Consider the following 24,793-nt stretch of genomic DNA (forward strand, 5'->3'; position numbering starts at 1 on the left):
TCATGTTCAATCCAAGAGATATCATTGAAGTCCTTGCCAATAACGTTAAACAGACCCGAAGCCCATTTGGTATTCCAAAATTTCTGGTCAACAAGTGGTGGCAGAAGGCAGATCTTCAAACATCCGGTGAGTACATGCTCTTTACAGGGCTTATGTACCAGTTCACACCTTTCATAGATCGCTCCACCCACTATCTTGAGATGTTTGAAGATACTCCATGGGCAGATTATCTTAAATACGCAAGGTATGTACCAGGTTATCTGTCCGGCCTTGGACTTGCTGTCATAACACCCTTCAGCGAAAAGAGAAAAGCAGGCCAGGCACTTGTTGACATTGCAACACTTCTTAAAAAATCAAAGGTCGATTTTGGATATGATCCTTCCATTGACAACTACTCAGGAATTCTGCTTTACGACATGGGTGATCAGGAAGGGTTTGTACGACATGCAAAGTTTGTTGCAAAAAAACTAAAACAAAAAGGGATAAAAAAGATCATAACAGTTGATCCCCATACCACATATGCTCTTAAGGTGTTGTTTCCAAAATATGCTGGCGCACATTTTGAGGTCAAACCCTGGTTTGAGATGATGAGACTTTCATCAGGAAAGTGCAACATGACGGTGACCATCCACGATCCATGCTTTTATGGCAGATACCTTAATGTATCAGATGCTCCCAGAAAAGTGCTTTCAGGCCTTGGAATCCAGTCATCAAAAATCAGAAACTCCGGAGAATTTACAAGCTGCTGCGGCGGACCTGCTGAATCAATTTCTCCGGCCCTTTCAAAAACCATAATGGAAAAGAGAGTTGAAGAGCTTAAAGAACCTGGTAACCCCATTGTGGCTCTCTGCCCCATATGTCTTGGCAACCTTAAAAAATCAGGTGCCAATGTTGAGGATTTTTCTGCACTTGTTGCAAGGCATGCATAACCCCTTAAAATGAATATTTTTTTTGAAACCAGCAAACTGTTTTTTTTACAAAAATATTTTTTAAACCCCAAAGTCGGTTGATTTTACACCAAGACAATAACATCACAAGGAGAATTTATCATGGAAGAAAAACAGGAAAAAATTGTATATTTCTGCACATCTGGCGCTGACAATGCTGAAAAAGCATCCATCTGCTTTGCAATGGCCAATGCAGGCATGGCCCTTGACATGGATGTAAAGGTTGCTCTCCAGGGCAAGGCTGTGCAGCTTGCCCAAAAAGGCTTTACTGATCATGTACCAGCCACAGGCGGATTTCCTGCACTGAAAAAACTCATCTCTGATTACATTGCCCAGGGCGGTGAAATCCATGTTTGCAAACCATGCATGGAGGAGCGAAATATTGCAGACTCAGATCTCATTGAAGGGGCACAGGTAACAGCCGGCGGTACCCTAAATATCATGGCTGCTGCCTCTGATGCCCAGATGGTTTATTAAACCTTCATGGGCAATTTAATGCTACCCATGTCCATGAGAAGCTACCCCCGTCCATGAGAAAATACCCATCATCATTTTCATAATCGGAGGTGGTAATAGAGACAAGGCATGCCTTGTCTCTACTGCCATGACAGCATACATCCACTGCCATAACGGTTTAAATAATCTGCCTATTTAGCTTACCCCGTTACTCTAAATCTCCATCTTATGGATAAGAGAGTAACGGGGAAGTTATCCAACTAAAGGGGGCATCTTTCATTTGTCGGTTTACACTTTTTTTGAACCATGATTTTCATGATTAAGGGATTACCTTGATTTTTAATCGTGTTAATCCTTAAATCATGGTTCAGAATTTTTCGAAAAGTGTAAACTAATTTTGAGTTGCTATGAAGGATGTCTTAAAGGGTACAAAATTTTAAGAGAGGTAACCAAAATGGAATTATCTGTTGCAAAAAATCCCCCCAAAAGAGTCACAGACCTGATCCATCTGAAACAACAGGGTATGGATCTATCCATATCCCTCTCTTTTGAAGTGGTACCTGTGGATTTTGCCCATGAAAATGCCGCTTTCCAGGCATATATTTTCCTTTGCAGGTACAGCGGTACAGTTAACGGCAATGAATTCATGTTCAGAAAATGCTATGCAAAGGGGTGTCAGCATAATCTCTGCCCACATGTAGCCCAGGCCGTAATGATTGCCAACCGCTATCTTCAACGTGACTACAAAAAGATGAAAGATGCAGGTATTGCAATTGAAGAGAAATTTTTCAGCCTTGAAGAGATGATTGTAAAATTTAAGGATGATTCTGAAGAGGCGTCTCACACAAAAGATGGTGTTCTCACAATCCATGATTATATCAATATCGCAAAAGAGGGTAATAAGGTTGAAGTTAAGGTCAATCTTGATGCAATTCCGGCTGTTGAACATTTTGCAAACAAAAAAAATAAACAGACATTTCTGATGGGCAACTTTGCAATTTCAACGCTTGGAAGCAATGGTGAATTTCAGAGATGCCTTGCCTGCTATCAGACAGATCAGGAAGAACTAAAGCCTGATGCTGTTTCCACGGCAAATGAAAGGCTTAAAAATCTGTATAGTGAATTTGGAGAGGCTGGGATTGCCTGCCAGCCTCAATTTTTTTAATAATCTGCTTTTGTTAATTTTTAAAAATCGTCATCTAATTTTTTTTGGGTATACTTAGTTTCTTGTTTTGCACTTTTAAAAGAGATATCCCCATGTTCCGATACTTTTGCCCCCAAAATATAAACTGCTTTGGAGCAAATTTAAAAGAGAGCGATTTTTGTGAAGTTATTGCATTTGTCTGAATCAGGATAACCAGGATGGATAGGATGCTCAGGATAGATAATCCTGCCTTATCTTGTTAATCTTGGGAATCCTGATTCAGACAATGTTGACAATGCTTACAAGATCATAGGTTTCGACTTTGAGGACATATAAAGACTTTAATTCTCCATTGTTAAAAATAAGTCTGACATGGCCTTTGCAAAAAATCAATAAAAAACAAATCCAACAAACTATACATGATAAACTAATCAAGGATTATATCTTGAGTGACTTGAGATAATCTATCCCCCTTCTTATCTCAATGCCCTGTTTTTTATGTTCTCTTTTAAGATACATGACAAGTTGAACAGCAGGAATGGCGTATCTTTGATGAAAGTAGATAATGTTTTTTGATGGATTGCTGTCCGAAAGTTTCACTTCAATCATTGTTTCCGGAATATTCTCCCTGACCAGGCAGAAATCTACCTCTTTTCCATCTTTTGTCCTCAAATAATTCAAAGAAGAGGGTATGCCATACCAGTCTTCCATAATATACTGATGTTTAAGCAGACATAGGGCAACCATGTTCTCAAACTTTGCCCCCTCATCTCCCCTTACCATACCGGTATCAAAAAAATAAATTTTAGGTTCTTTCAAAATTGACCGTGCAATATTTCTGGAAAACGGGGATACCCTAAACACTATGAAGAGAGATTCAAGGATGCCTATATATTTCTTTACAGTATTGGGAGAAATCTGAACATCCTCGGAAATAGATCTGTATGACACAGGAGAACCTGTTCTGGTTCTCAATAGCTCCAGAACAAGATTCAGGGCCCTAAAGTCATGGATTTTGTCAAAATCAAGTACATCGGTACGAATCAGACCGTCTATATACTGAAGGCGCCAGCGATCCGCATCAACTGCCTGTTCTGTCAGAAATGGTTCAGGGAAACCACCACGAATCAGTAACTTTGTCAAGTCTGGTTGTTCCCCTGTATGAAACAGTTCAGCAGGAGAAAATGGGAGAAGACGATGCCTGAAAAATCGTCCGGCCAGCGAATCACCCTGATACCTGAAGGCCTCAAGTCTTGCACTGCCTGTCACCAGAATCTTCATGTGATCAGGTTTCGTGTCATAAACGCCTTTGAGATAATTTTTCCAGCCGCTCATTTTATGAAGTTCATCCAGAATCAGCAGTCTTGTTTTGTCAAGCCATCCCTCTTCCTGTATAATCTGCCTGTCACCTGAATGGTCATAGTTAAGATAAAGCGTTTCTGCAAATGACTTTCCCACCTCTTTTGCAAGCCAGGTTTTACCGACCTGCCTTGGACCGGTAATGAATACCATCTTTTTTTCAAGATCCTGCATGATCCTGTTTTTTTGGTGTCTATCCATAAAGGAAATCCTCCAAATTCCGAATAACGTACATGGCGGATGTCCGCCACAATCGAAGAAATGAAAGTCGTTTTAAAAACAGCTATTTATTGAGACTTTCATATAAACGTAGATGGCGGATTACCGCCACAATCGAAGGGATGAAAGTCTTTATATGTCAGCGCGTTACGTAAACTTTTTAATAAAAAAATCTCAACGGAGATTATCCTAACTTGGACAAGCCAGAGCCAAAGAGGTTTTCTGATTCTCTTGCCCAAATAATACGAAAACCAGAAATAAGAATTTAACTATTGTGCATTGGTTTGCATAAAAGTCAAGACTATTGTGCAAATCAATGCGCAATGGTCAAAAAAATCAGTGGTAAGATTGCTTTAGAATGCACATAACCATACACTTTTCACTTGAAGAGAACCATTTTTAACTGTACACTTTATCCTGAAATTTGTCAGGAGAGTCGTTCCCTTATCAGATCAAGTTAATCAGATCAAAGTATCACCTCGCCCCCAGCCACATTTTACAGACTTGAGAGGGGGAGTTTGAAACAGCATGAGACTTTTATTTTATGGATATTATTCCCCAAAATACTAATAGAGAATACCTTTCTGAGCTATACACAAACCTTATAACTCTTGCTGCCATCCTCTTTGCTCTTTATATGGTCAGCAGATTTAACTTCCTGCTTTTTCATGGCATTGCAGAAATATTTTCCATCACCGTTGCCTGGGGTGTTTTTCTGCTTGTATGGAATGCACGAAAATTCGCAATGGATAACAGCTTTACCTTTCTTGGTGTCGCCTATCTATTTGTGGGTTTCATTGATCTTCTTCACACCCTATCATACAAGGGTATGGGAGTTTTTGCCTTAGAAAGTTCTGCCAATATTGCCACTCAACTATGGATTTCAGCGCGATATATGGAAGCCATCTCACTTTTAATATTTCCCATGCTGATCAAAAAAAAGGTTACATCCATAAATTTTATTCTCTTCATATACAGCGCAGTCACAAGTATTGTCATCATTTCCATTTTCATGCTTCCGCTTTTTCCCGTATGCTACATTGAGGGCACAGGCCTTACCTTTTTTAAAAAAGGCAGTGAATATTCCATCTGCGTTATTCTTGCATTTGCAGCACTCCTTATGTTTTTTAAACGCAACCTCATGGAGGCCAGGGTATATAAACTGATAATAATATCCATTGGAATCACAATATGTGCCGAGCTATGCTTCACTTTTTATGTGAGTGTCTATGGGTTATCGAATCTTATGGGGCATTTTTTCAAAATTATTTCTTTTTATATAATTTTTATTGCAATTATTAAATCAGGTTTTAAAGAGCCATATTCGCTTATATTCCATGGATTGCTGGAAGAAAAAAAATCCCTTGAACAAAATATAATTGTACCCCAGAAACGTTCACTTTTGATCATGGAATCAAGGCTGCGTATAAACCAGTTCTCTTTTAACTGCACTGTGGAAGAACTTCTTCAGAAAGTACTGGATGAGGTGGAGATGCTGACTGAATCCAGAATCGGCTTTATCCATTTTGTGGATTGGGATAAAAATAGTATATCTCTTCAGATGTGGTCTTCTGCCACACTAAGCAATGCATGCAATATTCCAGATTCTCTATCCCACTATCCAATTGACAGGGCAGGTATCTGGGCTGACTCACTTCGCACCGGAAAACCCGTAATTCACAATGATTACGAAAAGGCAGAAGGGAAAAAAGGATTACCCCCCGGCCATATAAGCATTCTAAGGGAACTGACTGTGCCTGTATTCAGAGGAGACTGCATTGTGGCGATCCTTGGAGTTGGCAACAAACCAAGCCCTTACACCCAAGAGGATATTGAGACTGTCACCAGCATTGCTTCCATGGGATGGGATATAATTGAACGCAAAAAAGCAGAAGATGCACTGGAAAAATCCCAAAAAATGCTTGAGAGCATTATTGAAAATTCACCTGCACTGATTTCCATCTATGACAACAACGGGAGATATCAGCTTGCCAACCAAAGCCTCGCTGATGTAATTGGAATACCTCCTGAAAAGATAATTGATCACTCATTTAATGACCTTCTGCCACAAGAAATATCTGAGCAATTCATGCTAAGAATCAATGAGATCTTCAAAACCGGCAAATCAAGTCAATTCAAGGATAACATCTTTTTAAATGCAAACTCCAAAGATTACATCACAACCCTTTTCCCTGTTCAGGAAGAAAATGGAAATATAAAATCTGCCGGTGCAATATCCATTGACGTCACAGAAAACATACTCATACAGGAAGAGATACTCCGCCTTAAATCAGCCATTGACCAAGTTCAGGAAGGTATAATTATAACAGATTCAAATGGTATAATTACCTTTGTAAATCCAGGTTTTGAGAAGATCACCGGATACTCACAAAAAGAGTCCATGGGCAAAAATCCCCGTTTTCTCAAAAGCGGTAAGCAGGATTCAGGATTTTACAGAAAAATGTGGGAGACCCTTAAAGCTGGCAGAACATGGTCAGGCAGAATAGTGAATCGCCACAAAAATGGTGCCCTATTTACTGAGGATACAACCATCTCACCGGTACTTGATGAAAATGGTAAGATACTCAATTTCATTGCCATCAAAAAAGATATAACCGAAGAGCTTGATGTGCAAAGACGCCTTGAACAAGCCCAAAAAATGGAAGCAATTGGAACCCTTGCAGGTGGGATTGCCCATGATTTCAATAACATGCTCTTTCCCATCATGGGGCATACAGAAATGCTCAAGGATGACCTTCCAAAGAACAGCCCCCTCCATCACTATGTAGATTCCATTATGGAGGCAGCCGGACGATCCAGTGAACTTGTAAAGCAGATTCTTGCCTTCAGCCGCCAGAGTGACGGAGAAGCAGAACCAACAATGCTGCAACCTGTAATAAAAGAGGTGCTGAAACTTCTCCGATCAACTTTCCCCAGCACCATCAGGATAAATCACAATATCAATGCAAATTGCTCCATGTGCCTTATAAATCCTGTAAAATTCCACCAGGTTCTTATGAACATTGCTACAAACTCCCTTCATGCAATGGAGTCCAAGGGAAAAGGAGAGCTTTTTGTCTCGTTGAATGAAGATTACATTGACAGGATACAGTCTCAAAAAATGGACATGCCAGAGGGCACATATGCATGCTTGGAGATAACAGACACAGGCTGCGGAATTGACTCTTCCATTGCTTCAAAAATCTTTGATCCCTACTTTACCACAAAGGCAGAAGGCAAGGGAACCGGAATGGGACTTGCCGTGATCCACGGCATTGTAAACAATGCAGGAGGACACGTCTGTTTCCAAAGCAATCCTGAAACCGGAACAACATTCAAGGTTTACCTTCCTTGCATAACGGAAGAGAAAAAGCCTATGACAGAAACAGGTAACAAGTATAATGAAAGCATTAAAGGAGGTGATGAACATCTCCTTCTTGTGGATGATGAAGCGCCGGTTATTGAAATGATAAAACTTCTGCTAATGCGCCTGGGATACAGCATAAGCAGTTACTCATCAAGCATTGCTGCACTTGAAGCCTTCAGACAATCCCCTGAAAAGTTTGATCTGTTGATAACAGATCTTATAATGCCCGACATGACAGGTGACAGACTGACATCTGCCATAAAGAAGATCAGAGCAGATATCCCTGTTATACTATGCACAGGTTTCAGTGATGAGCTGAACATGAATGAACTCAAATCAACGGGTGTGGACGAGATTATTCTTAAACCGGTTCTCAACAGGGATATTGCTGCTGCAATACGAAAATTATTAGACACTTCCCCAACTACCAAAGAGATTTGAAAGCAAATGCTAAATAGTTATTTGCAAAAAACAGTGAGTATGTTATGACCATATTATGCATAACACAGGATGTAGCCAGTTGTTAATAACCACCATAACTTGATGGGCATAAAGTGAGGGAGACATGACAAAAAAAATTCTTGTTGTTGATGATGATCCTGCCATTGTAAAGTATCTTGTGAGCATTTTCAGTGATAATGGATATGCAACATGCACCGCCAATGATGGTGCAGAAGCATTTGAAGTCCTGAAAAAAGAGACTCCGGATCTGATTACCCTGGATCTTGAAATGCCAAAAGAGTGGGGACCTAAATTTTTCAGGCGAATATCCAAGCAGGAAGAGTTCAAAGATATCCCTGTTATTGTTATAAGCGGCCTTGCAAGCCGCCATCTTTCCATAGGCAAGGCTGTCACATGGCTTGCCAAACCTTTTGATCCAGAAAAATTAATTGAAATTGTAAAAAATACAATAGGCTAACCCTCACGCTCCTGAGGGTGCAATGAAAAATGAAATGTATGGGCATATCCTGAGAGGCTCTATGCCACTCAAAGACGACACCTATTATAGACTTTCAGGAAAAGATTTTGGCATCTCAACTTTGGAGAGGGAAGCCACACAGGGCAGCCCTACAGTGGTATTGCCAATTTAATTACCTGGAAAACTATATCTTTTGAGCCTTGTGAATACTGTCTGAATCAGGATATCCAGGATTAACAGGATAAGGCAGGATTATTTATCCTGAACATCCTTTTCATCCTGGTTATCTTGATTCAGACAAATGCAATAACTACTAAAAAGACAACAACGTGCCGCTTTTGAGATGCCATCATATATCCATATCCTCATGATAGCGAGGGGCATCACACTGATAGATGAAAATCTTTATATATCAGTCTGTTATATTAACGTTTCAACAAACCCTCATGATTACGAGGGTATCACAACGATACATGAAAGTCTTTACATATCAGTATGTTATGGAGACTTTCTAATAAACAGGCAATCCATGCCTTCATCTCCCGTGGGGAGGGTAAAATCCCATGACCCGCATCCTCAACCGTATCCAGCACAGTCTTGTGTTCAAACTTATCATGATAACCGGCGTTGTATGTCTTGTCGCAATTTCAATCTGGGCATACTTCAGCATTGAGTATCAGCGAAAAAAGTTCATAAACGACACCACAGACATTGCCGATCGTATCAGCAAAACCATACGTCTTGGAACGCACTACTCCATGATGCTCAACTCAAGGGATGACATCAATCAGATAATAAGAAACACTGCCAATCAAAAAGGTATTTTGAATGTCCGGATAACAAACAAGGCAGGATATATCAAATTTTCCAACATACCTTCAGAAGTTGACCAGAAGCAGGATCTTGAATCAGAGGCATGTGTTCTCTGCCACAGGCAGTCACCTCCCCTTGTTGATCTGACACTTGATCAGAGAAAACGCCTTTTTACAACAGAACAAAATGAGAAACTTCTCGGTATAATCACACCCATTTATAACGAGCCAAACTGCTCTTCCCAATGCCATTTCCATGATCCTGAAAACAAAGTTCTGGGCGCTCTTGATGTTGTTATTTCCCTTAAAGAGACAGAAGCTGAAATTATTAAATATGAGCAGAGCATTTTTCTGCTTGCAGTGGTCATTATTATCATACCATCTCTTTTCATATTTATATTTGTTTATCAGTTTGTTATCAAGCCAGTTAAAGAGTTGACGGAAGAGACAAAACATATTGCTTCAGACAATGGTTTTAACCCAATTAAAACTGATCCTCACAGTGAAATAGGCAGATTAAACACGGCATTCAGCAACATGGCCCAAAAAATAAGGGATAACCAGATAGAGCTGACCAAGCAAAAAAATGAATATCAGACACTTTTTGAAAATGTCCCATGCCTTATAACGGTACAGAACAGAGATTTCCAGCTTATCAACTTCAACAGGGAGTTTTACGATAAATACAGTCCAGGCTCTGGTGATTACTGCTTCCAGGCATACAAAGGAAGAACCAAAAAATGTGATAATTGCCCGGTGGAGAGAACATTTTTAGATGAAAAATCCCACTATTCGGAAGAGAGCGGAGAAGGCAAGAACGGCACAATGGAATACTGGCTTGCAAGGACATCGCCCATAAGAAACGCAGCAGGTGAAGTTGTTGCTGCAATGGAGATAAGCCTTGATATTACTGAACGAAAAAAACTTGAGCAGCGGGCTGAACAGTCAGAAAAGAAATATCAGGTTATTTTCAACAACATACCTAATCCAATATTTGTACTTGATTATGATACCCTTAAAATAATAAACTGTAACAGCAGTGTATTTCAGGTCTATGGATATCAGGAGTCAGAGCTTCAGGGGAAAAAATTCACCACCCTTTTTGCTGATGCAGATGAAAACCCATCCATTGTTAGCCTACCAGTTTCAGCAATACCATCCGGAAGACCATCTGATATCGACGAAAACCCTGAAAAAAAGGAAAATGAGAAAGCATACAGCAATGAAAACAGAAACAAAAAATATAAATATAACGACGAGCAGATCAGAGAATCAACCATTCTGAACACAGTACGTCATGTAAAATCAAACGGGCAGATATTTTATGTGGATATCTGGATATCTCCCAGCGAATATCCAGGGCAGAAGGTGCTGCTTGTGACAACTTCTGATATTACAGAACGTCTTGAAACAGAGACACAGTTCAACCAGGCAGCCAAACTTGCCACACTTGGGGAGATGGCAACCGGTGTTGCCCACGAACTTAACCAGCCACTTTCGGTAATAAAAACATCCAGCAGCTTCTGTATCTCAAAGATCAGCAAAAAACAGGATATCAAACAGGATATACTTAACCGTCTGCTCCAGAAAATTGACAGTAATGTGGACAGAGCCTCAAGGATTATTGTCCACATGAGGGATTTTGCCAGAAAATCAGAGATCAATGTTGAAAGAACCTCAGTAAAGCGAATCGTCATCAGTGCTCTGGAGATCTTCAGCCAGCAGTTAAAGGTCAGAGGAATTGATGTTGTATGCCAGATACCCGATGATCTTCCTGATGCCATGGCCGACCCGGGAAGGCTTGAACAGGTCTTCATCAATCTGCTTTTAAATGCCCGTGATGCCATTGAGGAAAAATCCAGCCGGAATAACAATGACTCGGAAAAGAGCATTTTCATCAGAGGCTTTGAGGAAAACGGCAAAATTTATCTGGAAATTGAAGATACAGGTACTGGAATTCCTGATGATGTTGCAGAAAAAATATTCCAGCCATTTTTTACAACAAAAGAGGTGGGAAAGGGTACCGGCCTTGGCCTTTCAATAAGCTATGGTATAATAAAAGACTGCAAGGGGATTATCAAATTGAAGCAAAGCTCAGGAAGCGGAACCATTTTCCAGATTATCCTTCCCTCTGCCCAGGAAGTGATATAAAGGAGTTTAATTGCCATGACATCAGATGGTCTAAAAAAAATTCTTCTTGTGGATGACGAACAGGACATAAGGGAAGTTCTGGGAATCACCCTTGAAGATATGGGATTTGAGGTATTTACAGCCGAAAATGGACAAAAGGCCATGGAGCTTTTTGATAAGCAGGACTTTTCCATAATTCTGACTGACATCAAAATGCCGGTGATGGATGGAATAGAGCTTTTGAAAAAAATCAAATTCAAATCTCCACTTACCGAAGTTATCATGATAACCGGACATGGAGACATGGATCTTGCCATTGAAAGCTTCCGGCATGAAGCTGTGGAATTTATCACAAAACCTGTTGATGTTACCAAACTTGAGGTGGCAATAAGAAGGGCTGAGGAAAAAATAGAGATTCGCAAAGGCATTCAGGAATATACCCATAACCTTGAAAACCTTCTATGGTCAAAGACAGAAGCCCTTAAAAAAGCTGAACAAAAGAAAAAACAGCCTGCCTCAACCCTTAATCGTGATAAAAAAGATATCACTGCGATAATGGAGACCCTGCCCCTGATTATTTTCTTTGTGGATGAAAATTTGAAGATATCCCTTGCCAACAACCTGTTTAAAGAAAAATTCGGCGACTATGACGACAGATACTGCCATGAACTATGCATGGATAAAAAAGCTCCTTGCGATGATTGTCCTGCCATTCTGACATTTAAAAACGGAACATCCCATCAAATTGAAAAAAAATTTTTAACTGCCATAAGAGACAAAACTGACCGGAATGTGGCTCATCAGGATATCTCTTGCGAGGAATCTCAAATGAGTTATCTTGTCTGGACATCTCCAATTTTAAATGAGTCATCAAGCCAAGGTAAAAAAACCGGCACAATTTCAACCATTGACGAAAAAAGTAGTAAAGCCCCCCAAAAAAAAGCTGTTTCAGAAGTTTTGATCATGGCAACGGATATCTCAAAGGTGCTGGATATCCAGGATCATCTTGCATCCTTAGGATTAATGATAGGATCTGTTTCACATGGCATCAAGGGGCTTTTAACCGGCCTTGATGGCGGCGTATATCTTCTCAATGCCGCTTTAAACAAAGATGACCAGGCCCTGGCCCAGGAAGGGCTTGATATGGTCAAGCAGATGACGTCCAAAATACGCAAGATGATCCTTGATATTCTCTTTTATGCCAAGGAGAGAGAGCTTTACATTGAAGATATTCCGGCAACTGCATTTGCTCTTGACCTTGCTTCAGTCATAAAGCCCAAGGCGGAAAAAAACGGAATATCCTTTACCTTGAACCTGCCGGAGCAGGATTTTACCTTCAGAGCTGACTCTGCCATTCTCCATGCAGCCCTTGTAAATATCCTTGACAATGCAGTTGATGCCTGTGCTGAAGATAAGGATTCCAGTAAAAAAACAGAAAAAGGGATGGCCAACGACAAAGAAGCAAAAGATCCAACCATCTCTTTTGAACTTCAAAAGATTGGAAACAGTATCCAGTTTGTCATTTCCGACAACGGTGTAGGCATGGAACAGGATGAAATTAAAAAAGCCTTTACCCTGTTTCATTCGGGTAAAGGCAAAAAAGGCACAGGTCTTGGCCTGTTTATTTCCAACAAAGCGGTTCAGCAGCACAAAGGAACCATCAGGGCAACTTCGGCAAAGGGTGTGGGGACATCTTTTTTTGTGACTATTCCAATGATGGATAAGTAACCATCAATAAGATAAAACCAGTTCCTTAACCGCAAGATTCTTGTGCAGCATAAGCTCTTCCCGTGAAATCCCCATGGCCATACCCAACAACTGGGGCAGATAGATGACAGAGACAGAAAGATCCTCACCGGCTTTTCTTGACAACTCCTCCTGAAAGCCCTCAAGGTTCAACTGGCACATGGGACATACGGTTACAATGGCATCTGCCCCCTTGGCAGATTTTAATATCTTCTGCACAAGTTTTCCGGCAGCGCTTTTTTTGGTATTCATGTTGGATGCTCCGCAGCACTGTGCCCCCATATCCCAGGGAAAAACTTCTGCTCCGCAAGCTTCAATCAATGGTTCCATTGAACGTGGTTCTTCTGGATCATCAAAAACCGGATAAGGTCTTAAACACTGACACCCGTAATATGGCACAATTTTAAGGCCAGACAATTTTTTTGTGACCTTGTTTTTAATCTGATCTGCTCCTATATCATTTGCCAGAATATCAAGAAGATGGCGAACCTTAAGTTTTCCTTCAAGTTTCAAAGCTTCTTCTGCAAGACATTCGTCTATGGAAGCTGACATAGATGGATTTTGCTTCTTCTCCATTTCCACTTTTTTAAGATTCAGGTAACATGCACTGCATGGAACCATCACAGAAAAATTTTGCTTCATCTTTTCTGCCAGGGCAAGATTTCTTGCAGGCAGCACAAATGACAAAAGAGAGCTTACAGGTTCAGCAGCAGTGGCTCCGCAGCAGCTCCAGCCTTCAATTTCAGCAAGCTCTATATCAAGGGCATGCATAACAGCACGGGTGGAGGCATCATATTCAATTGCCGATGCTTCCAGGGAACAGCCGGGATAATAAATATAGCTCATGGCATCTGCTCCTCTCTGTTTTCAATTTCAGAAACCTTCTTAAATATTCTGTCAAGGTTACCCTGCCCCCTTCCATCTGCACCAGAAGGAAGAGAGAAAGATACCTTGTTTTTGCTCATCAGCTTCAATCCAAGGGAAGCAAAGTCAAATGGCAGAAGAGGATTTTTCATTTCCAGGAAATAGAGTGTCATAAACTCGCTCTCTCTTACTCGTCCATGACGCCTTACGCTCTCCATGAAACTGCCGTAAAATGCACCTGATTTTCTGAAAGTCTTCACATCATTCTTATAGGCCACCTCCTTCAGCATTGACATTGCCCTTGTAAGAGGCAATCCCCTGGGGCATTTCAAGGTGCAGAAATAACAGGTTGAACAATATGCAAAAGTCTGGCTTTCAAAAATTTCATCCGCCCTGTCCATTAAAACCATCCGCCACAGATGCCTTGGAGTCAGATCCATGGCATCTGCATTGGGACAGGTTCCGGTGCATGTGCCACACTGCATGCAAGTTGCAAGTAACGCTTTTATAGAGCCTGTATCTTTCATCACTCCTCCTTAATACCCAATTGCAGCATCAATGGTTTCAAACATCTGCTGATCTGTAAATCCGCTTACAAACGACGCACTGTTGGGACAAATCGCTGCACAGGCACCGCATCCCTGGCACATGGCTGCATTGACATCAATTTTCATTGTCTCTTCATTCAGATGGCGGGCATCATAGGGACATGTATCAACACAGCGAAGACAGAGAGAACATAGACTTGTTTTAACTCCTGCTGTCACAGAGGATGGCTGGATTTTATCATGGGTGATAATACACATGGCTCTCATGGCAGCGGCTCTGGCACTTATTATGCTCTCTTCCACATCTCTTGGCCCAATGGCTGTTCCACATATAAAAATTCCTTCACGGGTACTGTCAACCGGTCGCCATTTGGAGTCAGCCTGTCTGAAAAAATGATACTCATCGTTTTTGATACCCATTATCTCTGCAAGCCCTGAATATTGTAAAGATAAATGTGAATTTGCAGAATCCTGAGATAAACTGAATCCAACAGCTTCAGAAGGGACAACACCTGTTGCAAGAACCAGAAGATCACCACTGATTTCAATTGTCCTGCCAATTACTGGTTCATCCAACCTTATTTTAATAAGGTCACAATTCTGCTTTTCCTGCTGTAAATCATCTCCATCTACATTGTCTGAATTTCCTTTCTCTACATATACCTGGGGCTTTTTATCAGAAGTGTATTGAATAAAAATAATACCGCTCTCTCTTGCCTGATTATAGTATTTTTCCGTAAATCCCGGTGACATCATATCCCTGTAGAGTATGTAAATATCAATATCAGGATTTATCTTTTTCAATGACAGTGCATGTTTAAGTGCAGATGTACAGCAGACACGACTGCAATATGGTTTGATTTCATCCCTTGAATCCACACATTGAATCATGACAACGGTTTCAAGTTTTGCAAAATCAATAACAGGGATAGTAGCATCAGCCTCAACATCTGCGCTGTTGCCTGATATGATATTCTGAACCTTACTATTAAGGTTTTGCTGGATCTGATTAGTTTTAGTGTTATTCAGGGCTTCCTGCATCTGTTTCAAGGTTATTATGGCATCGCTTTTTCCCCTCGAATATGAAGCAGTATCAGCCTCGGATGCACCTGTGGCAATAATCACTGCACCGTGCTTAATAACCTCCCTTATGCCACCATAATTTGTGGCAGCCTCTCCTTTTTCTTTTTTCTCTTCTGTTTTCTCTATGGTTGAAGAAAAATTACCAACTTCCCCTCTGCATTCAACAACTTCCCAGCCACTGTAAAGAAAAATCAGGGGATGTTTATCAATTTTCTCCTTCATTTCAGCCAGAAGAGCCGGAAAATTATTGCCATTTAGATTGGAGGCAAGCCAGTTGAGATTTCCTCCTACCACATGCTTTTTTTCAACCAAAATAACCTTATACCCGCTATCTGCAATGAGAAGTGCTGCTGTCATTCCGGAAATTCCTGCGCCAATTATCAACACTTTCTGTTCAACGGAAACAGGCTTTATCATCTGCGTTACAGTGCTACCTGAACTTTTTTGCCCTACAGCACTGCCAGAAGATTTTGATTTGACATCTCCAGGGGCATTACCTTTAGAAGAATCACCTTCATCATATCCAGGGTTCCTGAATGCAGCAAGTTTTGAGGTGATCTTTACTTCCGAAGATAATATTGGTGAAGATGCACCTGAATATCCATTCCTGAACTCAGGTTGCAGGGGAGCTCTGTTTCCCCTCAACTGATTCAGGATTTTCATGGCTTCGGCAGCAGCAGCAGATGCATGAATCACAGACTCTGAAATGTCTTTTAAGCCTCCAAAAGCACCGCCAACAAAAATTGCATTTTTATTTGATGTTCCTCCAGCGCTTCTATTTGATGCACCTGCACCGGAAGATGTGCCACCTGAAGTGCCTGAATCAGAAAGCATAGGCAGGGCACTCTCCGGAAAGACTCCTGTTTCAGGGAATCCAAATTCATTCAAAGGCACTCCTGTAAGTTCAGATAGGGCCATAGCCTCGGACGATGGCCTCTGTCCCACAGATAAAACCACCATGTCAAAAACTTCATCTTTTTTGGAATCAGAAAAAGAGGGCATCTTAGACATGGTATCAGGTGTGGAATCAGATATGACTTCAGATGTAGAATCAGACATGACTTCAGATGTGGAATCCGATATGACTTCAGATGTGGAAACCCCAGAATCTGCAATAAAAATTCTGAGCTTTCCGCTCTCATTGTCCATACGTACAGAGTGGGGTCTTATACGCTTCAAAATAACCTGGTATTTTTCTTCAGCCTCTTTTCTGTATGCTTCAAACTCCTTTCCGAAACAGCGCATATCCATATAATAGATCACTGTTTCAATGGTACCACCTGAACGCTTTCGAGTTAATACGGCCTCCTTTAATGCAAACATGCAGCAGACAGATGAACAGTATGAAGCCCCGCTGTGGACATCCCTTGATCCAACGCACTGAATCCAGGCAATCCTTTTGGGAACCTCTCCGTTGGATGGCCTGATAATTTCTCCCCCTGTTGCTCCTGAACCGCTTACCATCCTCTCAAACTCAAGACTTGTGATAACATCCGGATAAACCTTGTATCCAAATGTATTTTTGCCACTATCCGGATTATAATAATCAGTTCCACAGGCCATGATCAAGGCACCTGCATCAACTTCCATCACAACATCGTCACTCTGACGCCCTGACTGGTATATGCTGTTCACCTTTTCAATAAGGGTATCAGGGTCAAAAGGTTTAATGATGTACTCAAGGGCCCCCCTCTTCATGGTCTCCACTGCTGTTTCCACAGTGGCATAGGCTGTCATCATAACCACCTGAAGCTCAGGTGCGATCTCCTTTGCCCTTTTAAGAACTTCCGTACCCTCCATCTCCGCCATTCTGATATCAAGAAGCATAAGGGAATATTCGTTCTTCTCTATCATTTCAAGGGCAATCTGGCCTGATTCCGCCATATCCACAGGATAACCTTCAAAATCAAACCACTCTTTTATGGAATCCCTTACAATCAGCTCATCATCCACCACCAGAATTCTGAAATTCTTTTTCTGGTCTTCGGGCAAAGTAATGGCATTTTCGGGACAGGCATCAACACAGGCACCACAAAGAGTGCAGGAATTAATGTCAATTGTATAGCGTTTGGGAATGGCATGGGGCAAAGGAAGATAGATGGCCTTATGGGTAGTGCTGCCCTCATTAAATCTATCCGGAATATCACCAACCGGACAGACTTCTGTACACTCTCCGCATCCTGTACAAAGCTCAGGATTGACATACTGTTTTTTTTGGCGCAACTGCACTGTGTAATTGCCTGATTCACCCTCGATTTTCTCAATGGTTGTGGAGAGCATAAGATCAATATTGTCATGAAAAAGACCACGCCGGAGACAGTACTGTGATGCAGAATCCCGATGCATCATGGGAAGCATCCGGCACATGCCGCAACGATCCGTGGGAAACTGATAATCCAGCTTGGAGAGAATTCCCCCCATGTGTGGAGCTTTTTCAATTAACGTCACATGATGACCGGCATCTGCCAGATCCAGGGCAGAACGAATACCGCCAATACCGGCTCCCACCACAATGGCACCCTTACCCTTTTCAGGGAGTTTTTCCTGTTGTTCGTTCATAATCCCACCTTATTTAATGTAATCCTGTGACATCCTTAAATTCGTTTTCATAAAATACTGACAATGGCGGTGCATCTGCCACGTCTTTCCCAGGTACATAATCAAAAGCTTTCTGTGCCTGCAATCCCGCCATTTTAAAAAGCTCTGCAATGGGAATATCATTGGGGCATGCATTGGAGCACTGACCGCAACCAACACAGGACAACCCCATATGAATCATGCGGGTCATGTGAAAGAAAACTGTATCAACAGGCATTTTGAGTACACCTCTGGCCTTTGACCAGGCTGAATACTGAAAAGGATCATAATCCACAACATCAGTATTAAAAACGCACTCCTTGCAAAAACATACAGGACATGCCACACGACAGTTGTAGCAGTTGACACATGAAGAAAAATAGTTAGAAAGCTCTGCAATGCTTGATGTTTGTGCTGCAAGCTGTTCAAAAATCGCCTTCTGTTTTTCTTTTCGTTTACTGATACAAATATTTTTATCGTCCATCGTTTTTTGTAGGATATCGCTGCTGCTGCCTGCATCCTTAAAAGTATCGCCGGCAATTTTACCAAGTATCCCGGCACCTTTTTCACTTTGAGAGACAATAACAAGTTCCTGATTCTCTGCCCCGAAGTAATGGAGTGTAATGTCAGAGAGTTCCGGAAAGGGCTTATCGCATATTTGACAGGCTGTGGATATATTTGGACTCTCCATATCAAAATTATCTGCAATCTTCTTCTTGATAAACTCAAGGGTGAACCCCTCCCCCTTATCCTTTGCCAGTTGATTGAAATCTCTGTTGGAAAAGGCTCCTGCGCAATCATGGGATATAATAACAATGTTATCCCATCTGGCCTGATGAATCTTTACAAGTTCCACAAAAGCTCTTACTTCACATGGTCTCAAAACTGCTGCGATTTTCTCTTCTCCCTCACGTCGGGTCAATCTTGATACAAGTTTTGCCCCGTTAAGCTGAAATGATGGAGAGAGAGGATCTGCCTGGTCAAGAAGAGAGAGATCAGAGACAAGAGCTGGCATGATGGCCTGGTTATTGACAGAACGCAGTGGAACAAGAACACCACTGACCTCACCGCTTCCAAGAAGGCTTTTCAAAAAAGCCCTGAAGGAATCAAGCAGGTTTTCCTTCCGGAGTGTATATGCTTTATCCATAATAAATACCTTTCTCCTTATATGACCATTTTCAAATCAGACTGTAACGGGCCGGCCTCTCTTATCTCCTCAACCATCTTCCGGATTGTTGCGGCAAATTCAATGCCGTCACTTGCACCGATCCATGTGAGTCGAAGGCGTTTTTTATCAATGCCGAAACGCGATAGAATTTCGTGCAAAAGCTTTGTCCTGCGCCTGGCCTTGTAATTGCCGTTGATATAGTGGCAGTCTCCCGGGTGACATCCACTTATCAACACGGCATCAGCTCCCTGGAGAAATGCCTTCAACACATATTTTGGATCAACCATACCGGTGCACATCACCTTGATAAGCCTTACATTTTTCGGATATTTCTGTCGGGATGTTCCGGCCAGATCCGCGGCAGTGTAGGTGCACCAGTTACATACAAATGCAATGATTGTGGGTTCAAATGTTTCCATGCCTCTTCTCCTTTTCCTGGGCTTCAGAAAATATTATTTTTTATAAAAAATTCCCCGTATTTTGATGTTTTTGAAGACTTTATATGAAAGACGTTGCAATGCAACGTCTCTACGTTCTGTATTTATAACGACTTTAACCTCTTGAATTGTGGCGATAAGGCAACCATAGCCTTTATATTCCAATACTGTTTACAGCATCCATTACCCCTGCAAGTTCTCCGAAAATCTGTCTCTCACTGAAATGACGCACCTGTGCAGCACCACTTGGACAGAATCCAGAACAAGAGCCGCACCCTTTGCAGAGAGCTTCATTCACAACTGAAACGCCTCTGATTCCATCAAAATAGATGGCAGTATATGGGCAAAGACCAATGCAGGTTTGACAGCCGGCACAGATATCAGGATCAATAAATGAAATAGTTGACGGAATATCCACCTCTCCCCTTGAAGCAAGCAAAAGAGCCTTGGCAGCAGCGCCTGATGCCTGGGATACTGTATCAGGAATATCCTTTGGCCCTTGACATGCACCTGCTATGAAAACACCGTCTGTCGCTGTATTTAAAGGCCCAAGCTTTGGATGCTCCTCCAGGAAAAATCCGTCAGCTCCCTGGTTTATGCCAAGTACCCTGCCTATATCCCTTGCGTCCTTTCTTGCCTCCATGGCAGTGCAAAGCACAACCATATCCACAGGAACCCTGATTTTTTCCCCAAGCAATGTATCTTCGGAGATGACCACAAGTTTACCCTTTTCCCTTTCAGATTCTGCATGATCGGTGATCTGCGCTGCTTTTCCACGAATAAATACAGTGCCCTCCTCCTGACATTTTGTATAAAACTCTTCATATCCTTTACCAAAACAGCGCATATCTATGTAAAAATTATATACAAGTGCGTCATGTCCAACCTTTTCATGGATGAGATGGCCATATTTCAGGGCATACATGCAGCATACCCTGGAGCAATATTCATGGTGATTGATATCACGGCTGCCGATACAGTGAAGAATTGCAACACTTTTTGGGGAACGGGTCAGATTACCATCATCATCCCTTATCAAAATCTGTCCGCCTGTGGGGCCTGTTGCATTACTAAGTCGCTCAAACTCAAGATTGGTAAATACATTGGGGTATTTTTTATATCCATAGGCTTTCATCTCCGATGGATCCTGGGGATCAAATCCTGTGGCTGTAATGATACTTCCCACCTTGACATGTATCAGCTCATCCTGATCAGCATGATTTACAGCACCCGGCTGGCAGGCAGTTACACACTGCATGCACTCACAGCAACCACCGCAGTTGATGCATTTTCCAGCCTCCTTTACAGCCTCTTCCTCATCAAAACCCCTATCAACTTCATCAAAGGATTTAACCCTTACGCTGCTCTCAAGCATTTGAGGTTCTGCCCGCTTTGTGATTAGAGCATCTTCCGGAAGCGGTGCCCATCTATCCTGATCCATCTTACTCTTTCCATTACTCTTTCTACCTTGATGAAAGATAAGCTCCTCTTCTGCGGCCTTGTTTTTTATATCCTGCCACTCTTCATGATTTTCTGCACCAAGATAAAGATCAATGCCCCTTACCACCCTGTGAGCTGCTGCAATGGCCTCAACAACGGTTGCAGGGCCTGTTACAGCATCACCTGCTGCAAACACGCCGTTTACAGAGGTCTCCATTGAACTTTCGTCAATTTTGATGGTTCCCCAGGATGAAAAATCAATACCCTCGTCCTTAAGTTTGCCGGTCAAAGCCACTTTTTGTCCTATGGCAGGAATAACCATATCGCATTCAATGATGAATTCCGAATTTTTTACAGGAACCGGCCTTCGCCTGCCTCCTTTATCAGGTTCTCCCAACTCATTTCTAATACATTTAATCGCAACAACCTTATGAGCGCCGGCACCGCCGTTATCATCTCCTGCAACCACAGCAAGAGGAGTTGCAAGATGTATAAACTCAACCCCTTCCTCCTTTGCGCCTTCAATCTCCTCAGCTTCTGCCGGCATCTCGTTTTCCGTTCGGCGATAGACAACAATTACCCTTTTTGCTCCGGAACGAATGGCAACCCGGGCAGCATCCATAGCCACATTACCGCCGCCTATTACAACAACCCTTGGGCTTTTTCTTAACATGCCAACATTTTGATTAAGGTTAATAGTTTCAAGAAAAACAAGAGCATCAACAACATCCGGCATATCTTCATTTTCAATGTTCATTTTCACCGGCAAATGGGTGCCAATGCCCACAAAAACTGCATTAAACCCGTCATCTTTCAGGGATTTCAGTGAAAAATCCTTTCCAAGCGCCATACCGGTTTTAAGCTCAACACCTGTGGAGAGGATATGATTTATCTCTTTTTCAAGGATTGCAGGGGGGAGACGATAGTCAGGAATGCCGGTTTTAAGCATACCACCGGGAGAATCCTTGGCCTCAAATATGGTAACAAGATAGCCCTTTCGCCGCAGATAATAGGCAACCGTCAAGCCGGCAGGCCCTGACCCCACAACTGCAACCCTTTTATCTTTTTCCGTGACATCGGGCATGGGCACCTTCTCAAGGCTTGCCTTGTCAGCAGCAAAACGTTTAAGATTTCTGATGGAAACAGCTTCGTCGATAAGTGCTCTGCGGCAGTCAATTTCGCATGGATGGGGGCAAACCCTGCCAAGAACTCCAGGCAGAGGAAGACGTTCCATAATGATATTGAGCGCCTCCTGATATTTGCCAACCTTGATCATCTGTACATATCCCTGGACATTGGTACCGGCAGGACATGAGAGTTTGCATGGTGGAGTATCTCTCTTGTCAATGGCAAAGGTAATGGGAACAGCCTGGGGAAATGCCCTGTAGATGGCTGTTCGCTTCTGAAGCCCCACATCCCACTCACTCGGCATCTTTACAGGGCATACTGTGGTACACTCCCCGCATCCGGTGCAGGTGGAAGCGACATAACGTGCCTTTTTTCTTATAGTGACATCGTAATTGCCGATATAGCCCTGAATCTCCTCCACCTCGCTGTTGGACAAGAGATTCACATAGGGATTCTGGGCTGTCTCCACCATCTTGGGAGTACCTATGCAGGCTGCACAGTCAAGTGTTGGAAAAGTCTTATCAAACTGCAACATATGGCCGCCAATTGTTGTATCCTTTTCCACAAGCCAGGCTGTTAACCCGGCGTTGCCAATGTCAATTGCTGCCTGCATACCTGCAATGCCTCCACCCACAATCATGACATCGGGATTAATAAAGACCTTTCTCTGCTCCAGTGATTCGTGATAGTTCACACGGCTCAATGCAGCGGCTGCAAGTGTTTTGGCCTTGGCAGTGGCACTGTCCCTGTCATCTGTCACCCATGATACCTGCTCCCTTACCGATGCCATCTGAAAATAGTAGGGATTCAAACCAGCCCTGAGACAGGCGCTCTGAAAAGTTTTCTCGTGAAGCCTTGGAGAACAGGATGCCACAACCACACGATTCAAGTTGTAATCCCTGATATCCTTTTCAATGATCTCCTGTCCGGGATCCGAGCACATGAACTTGTAATCCCTTGCCACAACCACATTCCTGATGGTAGAGGCATATTCTGCCACCTCTTCCACCCTGACCATTCCGGCAATGTTGATGCCACAGTGGCAGACATAAAATCCTATTCTGATGGACATATGAATCACCTCGTTTTATTGATTTTAAGTTTCAAGATTTTTTACAGGTTCATCATTTTTTTCAAAACGATCAACACATATTAAGATTTTGCTTAAGGGTAGTGATTGGTCAAAATACAGATGGAGTTAAGAAGCTCATCTTCCTGCAATGGTTTCTCAAGGAACAATATCTTCTCTCTTTTTCCACTGCACAGTTCCCGATAAAATTTTTTTCGACGAAAGGTAAGGGTTTTCAATGGAATGGTTGAAATAAAAATAACGGGAATATCCTTCACCCTTTTCTGGGCAAACAGCCTCTTGAGGCTGCTTTCGGTGGTGGTCATTTTTTCGCCGGCTGTTTTTTCTCCGGATGAAAGCGCATCTACGATCAAAAGCTCAGGTTTAAAATGTTCAAGCTGCTCTATGCCCTGGCAAACAGACAGAGATGCAAACACCTCAAAGCCCCTGTTTTCAAGAAAAGTCTGCAAAAAAGCATTCTCTTCAGGCTCACTGTTGATGACGATGATGCGATGTACCTTTCCGGTCATTATGCTTTCTCCATCAAATTAATTATTGCTCATAAAAGCAAGTTTGATGCCGCATCATAAAATAAACGATATTCAACAAATATAGCTACGGGATCATCTACTTCTACATAACTCATTAATTTTATTAGAGTTAAAAAAAACACAACATCGAAAAAACAGACAAAATCAATCTTAAATTACAGCATGTTATGCACATAAGGAAAAAGATGGAGATCTCTTTTAAAAAAGTACTATGCAAGATAAAATGAATAGACTGCGGTCAAGGCAAAAAATTGACCAAAAAAATTATATTTACAGATAGTTATGGCAATTCAATTTTAAAAAAAGAATAAATATTCAACTAAAAGAACAGGCATAGTAAAGATCAGATATTTAATAAATAACAGGTAGGATGAAATATAAAAACAAAAGCGCATATGCATCATTAATGCAATATAAACGCAACAATAACATCATAACATATTGCTATTTTAACAAAAAATAGTTGTGCAATATCTTTGAAGCATCCAGTGCAATATCTGCAAGTATCTTGAGGATGAGGTGTTTGCTTCTTGATAATCAACGTTAAATGTAATATTTTATTATTATGAACTGAATCTGGTTATGAACTAAAAAAAGTCCAAAACAGCTTTTTCAAATAAACCTACATGTTTGCTGACGCATCACAACGAAACATGAAAATCGTTGTATATCAGCATGTTACGGAGACTTTTTTTTAATAAACCTTCATGATTGCAAGGGCATTACAACGATACATTAATATCTTTATATGTCATTATGTTATGGAGATTTTCTAATAAATCAAAAAGACAAAAAGAGGTAAAATCAACAGAATCCAATGGAGATAAAA

15 protein-coding genes are annotated in these 24,793 nt (G+C 41.7%); 7 read left to right on the forward strand and 8 right to left on the reverse strand.

Translation table 11 applies throughout. The features are described 5' to 3' along the window. Nucleotides 1-2 precede the first annotated feature (2 nt). The 3 genes from MTBBW1_RS14175 to MTBBW1_RS14185 all read left to right on the forward strand — a co-directional run bounded on the left by MTBBW1_RS14175 (nucleotide 3) and on the right by MTBBW1_RS14185 (nucleotide 2,568). Nucleotides 3-929 carry a heterodisulfide reductase-related iron-sulfur binding cluster gene (locus MTBBW1_RS14175; protein ID WP_080804430.1) on the forward strand — a complete coding sequence of 309 codons (927 nt, stop codon included), beginning with the start codon at nucleotides 3-5 and terminating at the stop codon, nucleotides 927-929. Between the two features lie 120 nt (nucleotides 930-1,049). Continuing rightward, a complete protein-coding gene (locus MTBBW1_RS14180) occupies nucleotides 1,050-1,424 on the forward strand; it encodes a DsrE family protein (RefSeq protein WP_080804431.1) in 375 nt (124 codons plus the stop codon). 433 nt (nucleotides 1,425-1,857) lie between these two features. Next, nucleotides 1,858-2,568 (forward strand): hypothetical protein, encoded by a 711-nt coding sequence (locus MTBBW1_RS14185; RefSeq protein ID WP_080804432.1) that lies wholly within the window; start codon nucleotides 1,858-1,860, stop codon nucleotides 2,566-2,568. Nucleotides 2,569-2,985: 417 nt separating this feature from the next. Here MTBBW1_RS14185 and MTBBW1_RS14190 read toward each other — a convergent pair whose 3' ends face one another. Next, nucleotides 2,986-4,107 (reverse strand): ATP-binding protein, encoded by a 1,122-nt coding sequence (locus MTBBW1_RS14190; RefSeq protein ID WP_186441315.1) that lies wholly within the window; start codon nucleotides 4,105-4,107, stop codon nucleotides 2,986-2,988. Nucleotides 4,108-4,669: 562 nt separating this feature from the next. Here MTBBW1_RS14190 and MTBBW1_RS14195 point away from each other — a divergent pair. From MTBBW1_RS14195 to MTBBW1_RS14210, 4 genes are all read left to right on the forward strand, one after another. Beyond that, nucleotides 4,670-7,933: an MASE3 domain-containing protein gene (locus MTBBW1_RS14195; protein ID WP_080804433.1), complete on the forward strand. Its 3,264-nt coding sequence runs from the start codon at nucleotides 4,670-4,672 to the stop codon at nucleotides 7,931-7,933. A 124-nt stretch (nucleotides 7,934-8,057) separates the two neighbouring features. Beyond that, nucleotides 8,058-8,411, forward strand: coding sequence for a DVU0259 family response regulator domain-containing protein (divK, locus tag MTBBW1_RS14200; protein WP_080804434.1), 354 nt, complete (start codon nucleotides 8,058-8,060; stop codon nucleotides 8,409-8,411). A 563-nt stretch (nucleotides 8,412-8,974) separates the two neighbouring features. Further along, entirely contained in the window at nucleotides 8,975-11,374 is a 2,400-nt protein-coding gene (locus MTBBW1_RS14205; protein ID WP_080804435.1) for a PAS domain-containing sensor histidine kinase, read from the forward strand. A gap of 15 nt (nucleotides 11,375-11,389) precedes the next feature. Beyond that, nucleotides 11,390-13,081, forward strand: coding sequence for an ATP-binding response regulator (locus MTBBW1_RS14210; RefSeq protein WP_080804436.1), 1,692 nt, complete (start codon nucleotides 11,390-11,392; stop codon nucleotides 13,079-13,081). Between the two features lie 3 nt (nucleotides 13,082-13,084). On the opposite strand, the gene MTBBW1_RS14215 is transcribed toward MTBBW1_RS14210, so the two are convergent. The 7 genes from MTBBW1_RS14215 to MTBBW1_RS14245 all read right to left on the reverse strand — a co-directional run bounded on the left by MTBBW1_RS14215 (nucleotide 13,085) and on the right by MTBBW1_RS14245 (nucleotide 23,943). After that, nucleotides 13,085-13,945 (reverse strand): CoB--CoM heterodisulfide reductase iron-sulfur subunit B family protein, encoded by an 861-nt coding sequence (locus MTBBW1_RS14215; protein ID WP_080804437.1) that lies wholly within the window; start codon nucleotides 13,943-13,945, stop codon nucleotides 13,085-13,087. Continuing rightward, complete coding sequence (locus tag MTBBW1_RS14220; RefSeq protein WP_080804438.1) at nucleotides 13,942-14,490, reverse strand: 4Fe-4S dicluster domain-containing protein; 549 nt, start codon at nucleotides 14,488-14,490, stop codon at nucleotides 13,942-13,944. Before MTBBW1_RS14220 ends, MTBBW1_RS14215 begins: the two co-directional genes overlap by 4 nt. 9 nt (nucleotides 14,491-14,499) lie before the next feature. Next, nucleotides 14,500-18,153 carry a response regulator gene (locus MTBBW1_RS14225; RefSeq protein WP_080804439.1) on the reverse strand — a complete coding sequence of 1,218 codons (3,654 nt, stop codon included), beginning with the start codon at nucleotides 18,151-18,153 and terminating at the stop codon, nucleotides 14,500-14,502. A 13-nt stretch (nucleotides 18,154-18,166) separates the two neighbouring features. Continuing rightward, on the reverse strand, nucleotides 18,167-19,318 hold the full coding sequence (locus tag MTBBW1_RS14230) for a Coenzyme F420 hydrogenase/dehydrogenase, beta subunit C-terminal domain (RefSeq protein ID WP_080804440.1): 1,152 nt from the start codon (nucleotides 19,316-19,318) through the stop codon (nucleotides 18,167-18,169). Between the two features lie 17 nt (nucleotides 19,319-19,335). Further along, complete coding sequence (locus tag MTBBW1_RS14235) at nucleotides 19,336-19,758, reverse strand: hydrogenase iron-sulfur subunit (RefSeq protein WP_080804441.1); 423 nt, start codon at nucleotides 19,756-19,758, stop codon at nucleotides 19,336-19,338. A gap of 172 nt (nucleotides 19,759-19,930) precedes the next feature. Then, nucleotides 19,931-23,416, reverse strand: a complete 3,486-nt coding sequence (locus MTBBW1_RS14240; RefSeq protein ID WP_080804442.1) for an FAD-dependent oxidoreductase — start codon at nucleotides 23,414-23,416, stop codon at nucleotides 19,931-19,933. A gap of 92 nt (nucleotides 23,417-23,508) precedes the next feature. Next, complete coding sequence (locus MTBBW1_RS14245; RefSeq protein WP_080804443.1) at nucleotides 23,509-23,943, reverse strand: PleD family two-component system response regulator; 435 nt, start codon at nucleotides 23,941-23,943, stop codon at nucleotides 23,509-23,511. Nucleotides 23,944-24,793: the final 850 nt, after the last annotated feature.

This window comes from Desulfamplus magnetovallimortis, from assembly GCF_900170035.1.
GTDB classification, from domain to species: Bacteria; Desulfobacterota; Desulfobacteria; order Desulfobacterales; family Desulfobacteraceae; genus Desulfamplus; species Desulfamplus magnetovallimortis.

Coding starts and splice junctions, on each gene's coding strand:
- MTBBW1_RS14175 (WP_080804430.1), top strand. CDS start 3: ATGTTCAATCCAAGAGATATCATTGAAGTCCTTGCCAATAACGTTAAA.
- MTBBW1_RS14180 (WP_080804431.1), top strand. CDS start 1,050: ATGGAAGAAAAACAGGAAAAAATTGTATATTTCTGCACATCTGGCGCT.
- MTBBW1_RS14185 (WP_080804432.1), top strand. CDS start 1,858: ATGGAATTATCTGTTGCAAAAAATCCCCCCAAAAGAGTCACAGACCTG.
- MTBBW1_RS14190 (WP_186441315.1), bottom strand. CDS start 4,107: ATGGATAGACACCAAAAAAACAGGATCATGCAGGATCTTGAAAAAAAG.
- MTBBW1_RS14195 (WP_080804433.1), top strand. CDS start 4,670: ATGGATATTATTCCCCAAAATACTAATAGAGAATACCTTTCTGAGCTA.
- divK (WP_080804434.1), top strand. CDS start 8,058: ATGACAAAAAAAATTCTTGTTGTTGATGATGATCCTGCCATTGTAAAG.
- MTBBW1_RS14205 (WP_080804435.1), top strand. CDS start 8,975: ATGACCCGCATCCTCAACCGTATCCAGCACAGTCTTGTGTTCAAACTT.
- MTBBW1_RS14210 (WP_080804436.1), top strand. CDS start 11,390: ATGACATCAGATGGTCTAAAAAAAATTCTTCTTGTGGATGACGAACAG.
- MTBBW1_RS14215 (WP_080804437.1), bottom strand. CDS start 13,945: ATGAGCTATATTTATTATCCCGGCTGTTCCCTGGAAGCATCGGCAATT.
- MTBBW1_RS14220 (WP_080804438.1), bottom strand. CDS start 14,490: ATGAAAGATACAGGCTCTATAAAAGCGTTACTTGCAACTTGCATGCAG.
- MTBBW1_RS14225 (WP_080804439.1), bottom strand. CDS start 18,153: ATGAACGAACAACAGGAAAAACTCCCTGAAAAGGGTAAGGGTGCCATT.
- MTBBW1_RS14230 (WP_080804440.1), bottom strand. CDS start 19,318: ATGGATAAAGCATATACACTCCGGAAGGAAAACCTGCTTGATTCCTTC.
- MTBBW1_RS14235 (WP_080804441.1), bottom strand. CDS start 19,758: ATGGAAACATTTGAACCCACAATCATTGCATTTGTATGTAACTGGTGC.
- MTBBW1_RS14240 (WP_080804442.1), bottom strand. CDS start 23,416: ATGTCCATCAGAATAGGATTTTATGTCTGCCACTGTGGCATCAACATT.
- MTBBW1_RS14245 (WP_080804443.1), bottom strand. CDS start 23,943: ATGACCGGAAAGGTACATCGCATCATCGTCATCAACAGTGAGCCTGAA.